Raw genomic sequence first — 11,482 nt, forward strand, 5'->3', positions numbered from 1 at the left:
TTACAGTCTCTTGTCAAAGGCCTGACCACTGAATCCACAACCTAACTTTAGAAACCGCCGGATGCCGAACGGCACGTCCGGTGGTGTGGGAGGGAGCGAGGTGCAAACCCGCTCTCTACCCGATCGATCCCTGATTCGGAAAATGCTTCAGGATTTCGAATCAGCTCCGCCGCCAGGCATGAAACTTCTCACGGAGCGTCTCAAAAAGCGTGAAGAGGAACGGGATAAAGAAGATCCCGATGAGCGTGGCCGTGAGCATGCCCGCGAAGGTTGTGATGCCGATGGCCCGACGGCTCGCGGAGCCCGCCCCTGTCGCGAACACCAGCGGCAGGACGCCGAAGAGGAAGCTCCAGGCCGTCATCATTACCGCGCGGAAGCGGATGGAGGCGCCTTGCTTGGCGGCTTCAATGATCGAGAGCCCGGACTCACGAGCTGTTTTCGCGAATTCGACCATCAAAATGGCGTTCTTTCCGGCCAGACCGATGAGCATCACCATGCCGAGCTGCGTGTAAATCGACATGTCGCCGCCGGTGAGTTCGAGCCCCAGGAGCGCTCCCATGACGGCAAAGAGCACGGAAAGCATGACCGAGAGCGGAATCGTCCAGCTTTCATACTGTGCGACAAGGAACAAGTACGCAAAGAGAAGCGCCAGACCCATCAAAGTGACGATTTGACCGGCGTTCTGCCTTTCCTGATAGGAGAGGCCCGTCCACTCTATGTGATAGTCCTTGGGGAGCGACGCGGCGGCCGTATCCTCAATGGCCTTATAAAAGGCCCCTGAGCTCACCCCGGCAGCGCTTTGCGCATTGACCCCCGCAGAGGTCATCTTGTTAAAGCGCGTAATCTGCTGAGGCCCCACTTCCCAGGAGAGTGAGCCCAGGGCTGAGAGCGGCACAATATTGCCGTCAGAAGATGTTGTGGGAATTTCTTCGAGCGAGAGGTTTGATCCGCGGTATTTTGAATCAGCCTGCACGATGACTTCGTAGTTGCTGCCGTTCATTGTGAAGTCGTTCACATAGTAGGAGGCGAGCAGCGTCTGCATGGTGGAGTAGACGTCCGAGGCAGGCACCTGAAGGAGCTCAGCTTTTTCGCGGTCGAGCGTGAAGCGCAGCTGCGGCGTGTCAGCGCTGTAGGAGCTCATGGCGAAGAGCGTTTCCGGGCGGTCACCGAGCGCCGACTTAAAGCGGTTCACGGCATCCGAGAGATGCGCCGTATCGACCGTCCCGACGCCGCAGATTTCAAAGGATGCGCCGCCCGTGCCGCCCAGACCCATAATGGCGGGCGGCGTGAAAGAGACAATCTCCGCGGCGGCAATGTTCTGGGTGCGTTTGGCAATTTCGGCCTGAATGGCTGAAAGCTGCGTTTCCGGGGTCGTGCGTTCGTTCCAGGGCTTGAGGTCCAGAACGGCCATGCCGGCGTATTCGCCGGATCCGGAGAGCATGCTCATGCCGACATTCTGCATAACGGTCTGCACGCCCGGAATGGTGCGAAGCCGCTCGAGCACGGTTTCCATCACGGCTTCCGTACGGTTTTGCGTGGCGTCCGCCGGGAGCTCGATATTGGCAAAGATAACGCCTTTGTCTTCAGAAGGAATGAAGGCCGTCGGAATCCGCCCATAGAGGAACCAGGTGACGCCCACGGCAGCAATCATCCCGACGGCCGCAATCAGACTGCGGCGGATAAGCCAGGCCGAGCCCCGCACATAGCTTTCGCGGGAGGCTGAAAGAAACCGATTGAAGGGCTTAAAGAACTTTGCTGAAAATCCCCGCGAAGCCTGCTCGGCATCTGCTGCACCGTCGCCGGGGCGCAGCACGAGTGCGCAGAGCGCCGGGGAGAGCGTGAGCGCAACGACGGCTGAAATAGAGAGCGCCACGCACATGGAGACGGCAAACTGGCGGTAAATTGCTCCCACCATGCCGCCGTAGAAGGCGAGCGGCAGATAGCAGGCAACCGTGACAAGCGTCGTGGCGATAACGGCGCCGGTGATTTCCTGCATGCTCTTGACGGCCGCATCGTGCGGTGAGAGGCCCTGAGCAATCAGACGCTCGGTGTTTTCGACGACGACGATGGCGTCGTCAACGAGCGAGCCGATGACGAGAATGAGACCAAAGAGCGTGAGCGTATTGATGCTTAAGCCCAACGCGGCCATGACGGTGAAGGTGCCGATCAAAGAGACCGGAATCGCCGCGGCCGGGATGAGCGTAGCCCGCCAGCTCTGCAGGAACGCCCAGGTGATGAGGATCACCAGCAGAAGGGCGGAAAGGATGGTGACAACCATTTCCTCCATGGTTGTCTGAATGAATTTTGTCGGATCGTAGGCGGGACTCACGGTGACGCCTTCTGGCAGCCGCGGCTCCCATTCAGCGAGCTTGGCCTTGACGCGGTTCATCGTGGCGAGCGCATTGGCATCAGGACTGCGGTAGAGCGCGAGCCCAACGGCCGGTTCGCCGTTGATGGTGGTGCCGCCGGTGTAGCTGCTCGAGCCCAGTTCGACTCGAGCGACGTCGCTCAGACGCACAACGCGTCCGCTCGCGGCATCGCTTCGAAGAATAATGGCGCCGAATTCGGCAGGATCCGCCAGACGGCCGGTCACATTCACCTTGTAGGTGACGGAATCTGAAGATCCTTCACTGCCGACATTGCCCGGCGCAGCCTGAATGTTCTGCGCATTGATGGCGTTTGTTACATCGCTCGTGCTGATGCCCATCCCGGCCATGCGCACTGGATCAAGCCAAATGCGCATTGCGTATTCGCTCTCGCTCATCATGCTCGTGGACGAAACTCCGTCGACGCGCGCTAGGTCGTCTTTAAGCGTTTTGTCAACGTAGTTGGCGAGCTCATTAAGATCCATCGACGCGCCGTTGGTGCGGAAGACGAACATGCCGAGCGTGTCGCTGCCGCGTTTTTCCACTGATACGCCGGTTTTCGTCACTTCGCTCGGCAGCTGGGCATCGGCGCGCTTGACGGCATTTTGCAGATTAACGAGCGCAATGTCGCTGTCGGTCCCTGTTTTGAAGGTGACTTGGCAGTTGTACGTACCCGAATTGGAGCTCGTCGACGAAAAGTAAAGGAGATCCTCAACGCCGTTGATTTCGTTTTCAATCGGAATGGCAACGGTCTGTGTGACAACGTCCGCGGAAGCGCCCGCATAGGTGGCCGAGATGAAAAGCGTCGGCGGGCTGATTTCCGGATATTCCTCCACGGGGAGGTTCCAAAGGGAAATCAGTCCTGAAATAGTGATGACGAGACTCACCACCGCGGCAAAGCGCGGGTGCTCGATGAAAAACTTGGAAAACATCAATGCACCCCAATCAGTTGGACGGCTGCTCGGAGGTGTTGCCGGCAGATTGAGCCGCCGCCTGCAGGACCTTGACGGTTTTCCCTTCGCCCGCCTTCTGCATGCCTTCCACAACGACAACATCGTCTTTTTGGAGCCCGGCGGTGATGAGCTGCAGGCCGTTCACCGCACGGCCGACCTCCACTCGGCGCTTTTGAGTCTTGGGCGCGCCGTCCTGAGGTGCATTCACTACCCAGACGTAGGCGCCTTCGGCGTCATGCTGCAGAGCCGAAGGCTGCACGGCCGGGAAGAGAGAATCGGGCTTTGAGAGCGTAATGGTGATCGTCACCGTGCTTCCCGGGACGAGGCGGCCGAGAGGATCCGTAAATTCCGCAGCGGCATAGAGCGTATCGGTCTTCTCGTCGGCAGCGTTGTCGACCGCGGTGATGCGGCCGATTTCCGAAAGGACGGATCCGTCCGAAAGTTCCGCCTGCACAGCGGCCGATTTTTGAAGCTCCGCAATACTGCCGAAGAGCCCGGCGATGTCCTTCATCGAAAGCGCTGCGCGGACTCGAACGGGGGACACGGACACCAGTGTGGCGAGGGTCGTGCTTGCTGAACCGGCGGCCGTCACGTAGTTCCCGGCCGAGTAGTTGGTGAAGCTCATGCGGCCGTCCATCGGGGCGGCAATCACACAATGCTTCAGATTGTCTTCGGCAGTGATCAGCGCGGCTTTGGCAGAGGCGAGCGCGGCAGCAGAGGTTTTCGCGGTTCGTTCAGCGGCGTCAAGCACATCGCGGCTCGAGGCCTTCTGTTCGTAAAGCGCCTGCTGACGCTTATAGTCGCGTTCGGCGTAGAGCGCTTCGGCCTGAGCCTGCATGACGGCGGCGTTGGCAGACTCGAGCGCAGCCTGGTACTGCACATCGTCAAGACGGTAGAGCACATCGCCCTTTTTGACGAGCGCGCCGTCGGCAAAAGCAACCTCTTTTATTTCACCGGACACTCTGGCAGTGATATTGACCGTATGGAGCGCAGTCACGCGGCCAGCCAATCGGCGGCTAACGGTCTGAGGCAGCATTTCTACGGCTTGGACGGCCACCACAGGGAGTTTGGCGTTTGGCGCTGAGGCAGCCTGGACGGAGCCGAAGAGGTTCGCGGCAAGGCATGCCGAAGAGAGTGCCGCAAGCGTGATGAGGCGGATAGAAGTGCGTTTCATGAGAATTTTGTGTTTCCAAATCAATATTCAGCCTAAAGCCGGCGGTCAGTCCGGTCAATCACTGCTCGCGGCAGTCGATCTCTCACTCCACTCGGAGCGGGCTTTAGCGAGACCGAGCTCGAGGGTGCGGTGAAAAGCGGCGCGGTCTTCGGGCGGCGCCTCCGCAATGAGACTCTCAAGCAGGGCATTCATCATGGCTTCATGGCGATGAATTTGTCTGATGCCTTCATCGGTGAGCCGAATCACGACGGCGCGGCGGTCGTTGGGTGCGGTTGACCGGTCGATCAGGCCGACGTCGACCAATGTCTGAACGGTTTGCGATACAGCCCCGGGCGAGAGCGACACGGCCTGAGCCAAGGCTTTGACGCCAAGCCCCTCGGGATGAACGAGCTGAAGCTGATGGAGAATCTTGCCGGGTGCCGTTGGGATAAAGCCGTCGATTTTTTCAGGCTTATGCCGTGCGTCACGGCTTTGTTCGCGCGCGCACCCGAGCCTAAGGAGGAGTTCAGTTAAGTCGGGCAGGTCAGTCCAGGACATGTTGATCCAAAAATAATTTAGCAGCTAAACTATTTTTATTCTAAACATTCTATGGACGGCAGAAACCGCAGGACTGATGCAAAGTGTTGCTGCCTCAAAAGCGGATGAAAGCGATATAATTCGCCGGCAAAATAAATGTAACATACGACCTGCACAGCGCAGGGCGTCCGCAGGAGCAGCAATGCCGAAACGATTAATGCCGACTCGCGACAATCTTCGCAGGAGCCACGGCGCCCTTAATGCTTCGGAAAATGACATTGCGGGCGTTGAGCTCATGCTTTACCTCATCCGCGCGTCCGATGTGATTCGTGAAGAAATCTACGGCGCACTTCGGCGCGATACCGGACTGACAGAAGGGAAATTCGCACTCCTGATGATTCTTTATGACATCAGCGAACCGGTGCCCTTGGTGGAGCTTTCCGTGCGCATTGGCGTATCTCCCTCGACCACCTCCATCATGGTGACGCGCATGCTGCAGACAGAGGAGCCGCTCGTCGCCAAAACCGTAGATCCCGTTGATGCCCGCTCGGCCTTGATTTCACTCACGCCCGCCGGCCGCCGGCTCTTGGAGTCGGCCATGCTCCCGCATTTCAACCGTGTCAGTGATTTCGCCAAAACGCTCTCGAGCGCGGAACGCGAAACCATGATTGCGCTCTTAAAGAAACTCGTGGCCGGACACTGACACGATCTTTGCATATTCCCACGACTTTGATGCCGTTCGGGGCTCTCCTGAAGCGGCCTGCGTTTTCTTTTTCTCAACACTTTGCCGACAAAATAAAATGAATCTCTCCAAAAAGCAGCTTAGAGACATCACGCGCACCGCACTCGGATTCACCGGTGTGCTCTGCGCAGCAGCCGCATTGATCTGGCTGGGAAACCGCAACGATGCCGTGACGAATGCTGAAAGTCTCAAGGCAGGCATTCTCACAGCGCATCAGGTGAAAGCGGCTTTCGAAACGGTGAGCGGGCGTCTCGTCGACCGTCCGATTGAAGAAGGCATGACGGTTGAAGCGGGCGCGAAGCTCCTCGCCATTGACGGCACGGACATTGGGCTTTCGATTCGTCAGACTGAGGCGCTGATTCATCAGGCCGATGCGCAGATAGCTGCCGAAGAGGAAGGCATTCGGCTTGCGCTTGCCGAAGCGAATACTGAGGAGCAAACCCTCTGGCGTCAGATTGAAGCGTCTGAAGCGGCCCGGAAGTCGGCCTCAGCAGAATGGCTTCGCGCCGAGGCTGATTGGAAGAGAGCTCAGCGGCTCTTGCCGCAGGGGGCGATGGCGCAGTCGGATTTCGATGCGCTTAAAGCCGCAGCGGCATCTGCGCGCGAAGGGCTCTCCTCGGCAGAGCGTGCCTTGGATGCAGCCTGCGTCGGGGCTCGCGCGGAAGACCGTCAAAAGCTCTCGCGCACGGGATCAGCCGAAGGCATGCGGCTCGATGCGGTGGTCAACGCCCGTCAGGCTGCGGAAAACCGACGCATCAGCCTGGAGTCGCTCAAAGCCGGGCGTGAGGCTTCTGCTACTGCCCTTGAGCAGCTCAAAGTCAACCAGAGCCGCCTGACGCTTAAGGCGCCGGAAAAAGCCAAAGTGCTCGAAGTGCTCTATGAAAAGGGAGAACTGGTTTCCCCCAATGCCCCGGCTGTGCTCCTTGAATCCAAGCGTCTTTATTTCGACATCTACGTCGCCGAAAACAAGGTGAAGGGCTTTCAGGAGGGCGCCAAGGTGACCTGCTGGTCGCCCGCTCTAGGCCAGAATGTGCGCGGGACCGTGCTTTCCGTGACCGCTGCGCCCGACTTCGCGGACCTCAAAATGGTCCGTGAACGCGGTCAGGCGGATCTGACGCTCTTCAAAGTCCGCATCAATGTCGAACCGGCCGAGGGGCTCCTGACCGGCATGACGCTGGAGGTGAAGCTGTGATCCGCCGATTTCTGCGCATTTCCCGCAGCATTCTTGAAGAATGGACTGCCATGTTTTCCGGGCGGTTTCCGCCCTACTACAAGATGGGCATTGCGGTTGCGGTGATTACTACCGTCGCATTTTCCATCATTCTTAGCCACGATGTGGTTTTCGAAGCGCCCGTGGCGGTGATCGACCTCGATCAGTCACGCTGGTCGGCGGAGTTGATTGAAAAACTTAATGCCTCGTCCTATCTGCAGGTTGAGCGCGTCGTGCATTCCCCGGCAGATCCCCGCCGGATGACAGCTCACGACCGAGTACAGGCCGTGATTTTCATTCCGAAGGATGCGCAGGCGTCCTTGCTTCGCGGTGCTCAGACCGTCCGGCTCGGTACCTATCTGGACGACTCCAATACCGCCCAGAACGGCGGACTCATTTCTCAGCTTAATGAAATCACGGCTGAGCTTAGTGCTGAAAGAGCGGCTTCCCGTCCCGGCGGCGTCTCCGCACTCGGACAGACAACTGCCGGCACCGAGGCGCTCCTGTCGCCCCTTCGCATGGGGTTTCGATATCTTTCCAATCCAACGGGGCAGGGTGCAACCGGAACGGTCATCAACTTTTTGCTGTTCTTCTCGCTCATGTTCCACGGCCTCACGAGTCTCATGATCATCGGACGGCTGCGCGTCACCGGTCTGTGGAATACGTCGGTCCTTTCGGGAAGTCTGGTGTCACTTCTTTTGCGCGGCGTCCCTTATGCGCTCATTTATACGACGGTGGTGACGACCGCCATATCGGTCCTCACCACATTCGGGCAGCTGAGGTTCGCCGGCAGTATTTGGCAGTTTGTGCCGGTCCTCTTTTTGGGCGCCATGGCTAATACTTGGGTGGCCTATCTGCTCTCCTGGAACTGCAAAAATCCGGGCGAAGGCGCCGGGCGCATGATCTTTCTCGTGCCGGTCGGTTTTATCCTCGGCGGCGCCACCATGGCTGTCGGCTTTCTGCACGGATGGGTAAAGTTCGCCTCTTTCGGCATTCCGCTCGTCTGGATCTTCAATTTCTGGCGCGACATTGGCCTGCGGGGCATTGACTGGGCGGGTATGGCGGATTTATGGGGCTGCTTCTTCGGGTACCTCACCTTCATTGCGCTCTTGGTCGGCATTCGTTTTTGGCGTGAGGAGGTCAAAATGATGGCCGACAGGAAGGACGCTTGGGAGACCCTGCGCGACGTGGAAAACGCATCGGCGGAGCTCGATCAGTTTCCGGATCCGGATGGCCGACGCGGTGAACCCATTTTCCCCGAAGTTGTTCGACGAAACACCTCCGATCTGCTTCAGTGAAGATGCGGCTATGTTCATTTCGTTGCGGTCCCTTCATTGCTCCGCAGCACACCTGCTTTTATGAAAGGATCTTCAGGAATGTTGTGCAAAATATCGAGTTAACCCTCATACGGAAAAAACTCTTAAAAGTTTCCAAAATTGAAACTAAAAATTTCTCAAAATAACCAAATTAATCAAGCCCGATCATAGACTCGCTGTAACAAAAAAAGGTTGAGTGCCACATGTACATCACCCCGAAATACATGCACTCGATCAATAGGAGCGACAACTATGACCCCCGCCACACTTTTCCGGACCGTTCTGTTTGGAGTATTCATTACAAACGCAGCCTGTGCCGCACCGGATCCTGACACGTACAAGGCTCGCGATTGGAGCAAGCAATATCCGCTTGAGTACTATTCCTCACTTGGCAGCGCCGATGATCTTGACGACCTTGGCGATCCTAACTTCGGCTACGGGCACGGCTCTCAGGCGAAATACATGATCAAGTCGATCGAAAAGGCCAACAAAAGCGGCGGTCTCAACGCGACTTGTTTTTCCTGCAAGACAGCACGCTTTAACGATATGTACACCGTCTATGGCGACGAAGTTTTCTCCGGTCAAAAGTCGACGAAGTACAGTGCGATGCTCAGTCCGCTTGACTTCTGGAGCTGCGAGACCTGCCATGCAGATATGACCAAGCCTGCCGCTACAGCGGGCGCACAACTCATCACGACGAAGATCTTTGGCAAAGAACTCTTTAACAAGCTTCCGCCCAAGAGTGCGGTCTGTGCCCAGTGCCATAACAATCTTGCTCCGTGGTCTGACTCGCGCATTATTCCTTCCGTGATTGCCATTAAAGAGAAGAAGACCGCCTACCGTTACGGTTGGGAGCCGGAAGGACTCATCAAGGCTACTTTGGAAGATGCTCAGCCCGAAGGTGTCCGTTATCCGGAAGGAAAGACTTACGAGATGACGAAGTATGCTCACGCGAAGACGGACAAGAAACTCGGGATTTACCTGATCGCAAACGGCAACCATGCTGACGCAGAGGTCTACATGGACAGTGTGCATTACAAGCTGAACGTGGGTTGTGCTGACTGTCACATGCCGATAGTGGAAGACAAGACAGGAACGCGCTACCGCTCGCACGATTCCTCAAAATCGGTTCTGAACTCCAAGGCTTCCATGCAGTACTGTTTGGGCTGTCATACGAGCGACAAGGTAAAGACTGTCAAAGACATGGTTGCATACGTGCGTAACGCTCAGAAGAGTGTGGCTGAAAAGGACGCCGCCGTCGCGAAAAAGCAAGATGAAACATTTGACCTGCTCAAAGTCGCCATTGAGGGCAAAAAGCTTGACGAGAAGGCCATTAATGAGGCTAAGTTCAAGTACGCCGTTGCGGCCTACTACAAGGAATTTGTTTACGGAAACCGTGGTGCCACACCTGGCGAAAAGGTAGCTCACAACCCGGAAAAGAACCGCCGTTATCTCGAAAAGGCACTTTCTGTTCTTGACGAAGCCCAGACGATCCTGAAAAACTAACTCGGAAGGCGTTGAATTTGCTGGGGCCGCATCTCAAATCAGAGAGCGGCCTTGACAGTTTCAGGATTCACGCCGAAATGAGTAAGCCAGGTTGTCCAACGATCTGACTCTTCGTCTCTTAATGTCTCTCGGATGATCGCCATGAGGTCATTGATGACCGGATCGTTGTTATGCTTCATGTGGCAGCAGACATAGGTGTCGTTGGGCTTACGGTGCCAGCCGGGCAACACCGCAACCAGTTTTCCGGTTTTTATTTCCGGCAGCACTGTGCTGATGGATACATCGATCGAGATGGCGCGCCCGAGAAGCAGTAGGGATCGGCAGGTAGTGGTGTCCGCATAGATGATGCGGTCGCTGTCGGGCACAAAGTATGTTTCTTCACCATGCTGCAGACGTCTGGAAAAGCTGCGGTTTTCCGGATTGCGAATCGCAATCGTAAAGCGCTCGAGTTCGGTGATGTCTTGCGGCAGGCCGTATCTTGCGACAAAACTATGGCTTGCAAGCATGAGAAAGCCGTTGGTGCGGATGAAGTCCGCGCGCAGTGTCTGATTGTTCGGGAAAAAACCAAATTGTGCGATGTCTACGTCGCCAGCGAGGAGGCGCTCGTAGCCTTCATCGCCGAAAAATTCGAGTCTGAGCCCTGGACTAGCGGATGCGTAGTCAAGAAGTCGTTCAAGAATAGCGTCATTGCGGACATTGATCGGCAGACAGATCCGGATAATGCGCCCATGTACGGTTTCTCCCTTAGCCTCACTTTTGAGCGTTTGGATGATGCGCTGCGCTTCCACGTTGGCCTTAACCAGTTTTTGAGCAATGGGGACGAGACGTTCAAAATTGCGGGTGAGTGTCGCCGGCCGCGTCGTGCGGTCAAGCAGCTGCAGCTGCGTCTGTGTTTCAAATGCGGCGATGAGCTTTGATGCCGAGGAAAGACTCAGCCTGAGTTGCGCACTGGCCCGTGCTAGCGACTTTGTACGCTGACAGGCTATGAGAAGCTCCCAAAAAAGCTGTTTATCAAACTGTGTCATAGTTGAGAAGACAGGAGAACCGGCTGAGGTAGGAGTTTGGCTGACGCTGCGGAGTCAAGAATGTCAACCGGTCACTGGAAAGAATAGACCGTAACGCAGAAGTTAGGTTCATTATTGCGGCAGCGTTCCTGTCTGACTGGGTATCAAGCGGTCCTGCACCGTCGAAGCGACGAGTATTCTCGTTTCTCCATACAACTTAAGGATATCTACGTGGCGTAACGGAGCAGGGCTATAGATTCTCGCATTGTTGTGTTTGACGGTGTTACGTCAGGTGCCTGTTATAGGATCGCCTGTTGGGTGGCAGGCAGGATATTTATCACTGAGTGCACCTGATCCAGTGTGAACATTGAATTGTCTCCTTGTTTTCGTTCGCCTTCGACCAAAGGGAAATGCTTTGCGCATGTGAGGGGCGTTGGCGTTCCACCACGGGCCGCGTCCATTGACGGACGATTTCCATGCTAGTTCGCTTGGCAGTCCTCTGCGTCTCAGCTCTCGTTCCCGAGTTGTGGGACGCTTCCATGCCCGCCAGACCAGTTTGCGCAGATGCCGGCGAATGTGAATGTCGATACGTTCGAAGACCTCTTTCCGATCGTCCAGCGCGTAATGGGTTCTCCATCCGCGCAGGATCATCGTCCAGGCCTTGATCGTTTCCAAGAGGGATCTTCCGCGGCCTC

Annotated in this window: 9 protein-coding genes; 4 read left to right on the forward strand and 5 right to left on the reverse strand. The window is 56.6% G+C overall.

The window, feature by feature from the left end; genetic code table 11:
- Positions 1–160: 160 nt before the first annotated feature.
- The 3 genes from DES29_RS11685 to DES29_RS11695 are packed head-to-tail and all read right to left on the reverse strand — an operon-like array spanning position 161 to position 5,030.
- Entirely contained in the window at positions 161–3,298 is a 3,138-nt protein-coding gene (locus tag DES29_RS11685) for an efflux RND transporter permease subunit (protein WP_046446810.1), read from the reverse strand.
- 13 nt (positions 3,299–3,311) lie between these two features.
- Positions 3,312–4,493, reverse strand: coding sequence for an efflux RND transporter periplasmic adaptor subunit (locus DES29_RS11690; RefSeq protein WP_046446809.1), 1,182 nt, complete (start codon positions 4,491–4,493; stop codon positions 3,312–3,314).
- Positions 4,494–4,547: 54 nt separating this feature from the next.
- On the reverse strand, positions 4,548–5,030 hold the full coding sequence (locus tag DES29_RS11695) for a MarR family winged helix-turn-helix transcriptional regulator (protein ID WP_005431341.1): 483 nt from the start codon (positions 5,028–5,030) through the stop codon (positions 4,548–4,550).
- A gap of 181 nt (positions 5,031–5,211) precedes the next feature.
- Here DES29_RS11695 and DES29_RS11700 point away from each other — a divergent pair, with 181 nt between their 5' ends.
- The 4 genes from DES29_RS11700 to DES29_RS11715 all read left to right on the forward strand — a co-directional run bounded on the left by DES29_RS11700 (position 5,212) and on the right by DES29_RS11715 (position 9,783).
- On the forward strand, positions 5,212–5,712 hold the full coding sequence (locus tag DES29_RS11700) for a MarR family winged helix-turn-helix transcriptional regulator (RefSeq protein WP_005431339.1): 501 nt from the start codon (positions 5,212–5,214) through the stop codon (positions 5,710–5,712).
- Positions 5,713–5,809: 97 nt separating this feature from the next.
- Positions 5,810–6,943: an HlyD family secretion protein gene (locus DES29_RS11705; RefSeq protein ID WP_021994775.1), complete on the forward strand. Its 1,134-nt coding sequence runs from the start codon at positions 5,810–5,812 to the stop codon at positions 6,941–6,943.
- Complete coding sequence (locus DES29_RS11710; RefSeq protein ID WP_236578950.1) at positions 6,940–8,259, forward strand: ABC transporter permease; 1,320 nt, start codon at positions 6,940–6,942, stop codon at positions 8,257–8,259. Before DES29_RS11705 ends, DES29_RS11710 begins: the two co-directional genes overlap by 4 nt.
- Before the next feature lie 270 nt (positions 8,260–8,529).
- A complete protein-coding gene (locus tag DES29_RS11715; protein ID WP_113854925.1) occupies positions 8,530–9,783 on the forward strand; it encodes an ammonia-forming cytochrome c nitrite reductase subunit c552 in 1,254 nt (417 codons plus the stop codon).
- Positions 9,784–9,821: 38 nt separating this feature from the next.
- Here DES29_RS11715 and DES29_RS11720 read toward each other — a convergent pair whose 3' ends face one another.
- Positions 9,822–10,808: a LysR family transcriptional regulator gene (locus DES29_RS11720; RefSeq protein WP_021995597.1), complete on the reverse strand. Its 987-nt coding sequence runs from the start codon at positions 10,806–10,808 to the stop codon at positions 9,822–9,824.
- Positions 10,809–11,075: 267 nt separating this feature from the next.
- On the reverse strand, positions 11,076–11,482 hold a 407-nt coding region (locus tag DES29_RS11725), incomplete at its 5' end, for a group II intron maturase-specific domain-containing protein (RefSeq protein WP_282957141.1).

The sequence above is a fragment of the Sutterella wadsworthensis genome (genome assembly GCF_003315195.1).
Classification (GTDB): Bacteria; Pseudomonadota; Gammaproteobacteria; order Burkholderiales; family Burkholderiaceae_F; genus Sutterella; species Sutterella wadsworthensis.

Excerpts from the sequence above, each read along its gene's own strand:
- DES29_RS11685 (WP_046446810.1), bottom strand. The coding sequence starts at position 3,298 with ATGTTTTCCAAGTTTTTCATCGAGCACCCGCGCTTTGCCGCGGTGGTG.
- DES29_RS11690 (WP_046446809.1), bottom strand. The coding sequence starts at position 4,493 with ATGAAACGCACTTCTATCCGCCTCATCACGCTTGCGGCACTCTCTTCG.
- DES29_RS11695 (WP_005431341.1), bottom strand. The coding sequence starts at position 5,030 with ATGTCCTGGACTGACCTGCCCGACTTAACTGAACTCCTCCTTAGGCTC.
- DES29_RS11700 (WP_005431339.1), top strand. The coding sequence starts at position 5,212 with ATGCCGAAACGATTAATGCCGACTCGCGACAATCTTCGCAGGAGCCAC.
- DES29_RS11705 (WP_021994775.1), top strand. The coding sequence starts at position 5,810 with ATGAATCTCTCCAAAAAGCAGCTTAGAGACATCACGCGCACCGCACTC.
- DES29_RS11715 (WP_113854925.1), top strand. The coding sequence starts at position 8,530 with ATGACCCCCGCCACACTTTTCCGGACCGTTCTGTTTGGAGTATTCATT.
- DES29_RS11720 (WP_021995597.1), bottom strand. The coding sequence starts at position 10,808 with ATGACACAGTTTGATAAACAGCTTTTTTGGGAGCTTCTCATAGCCTGT.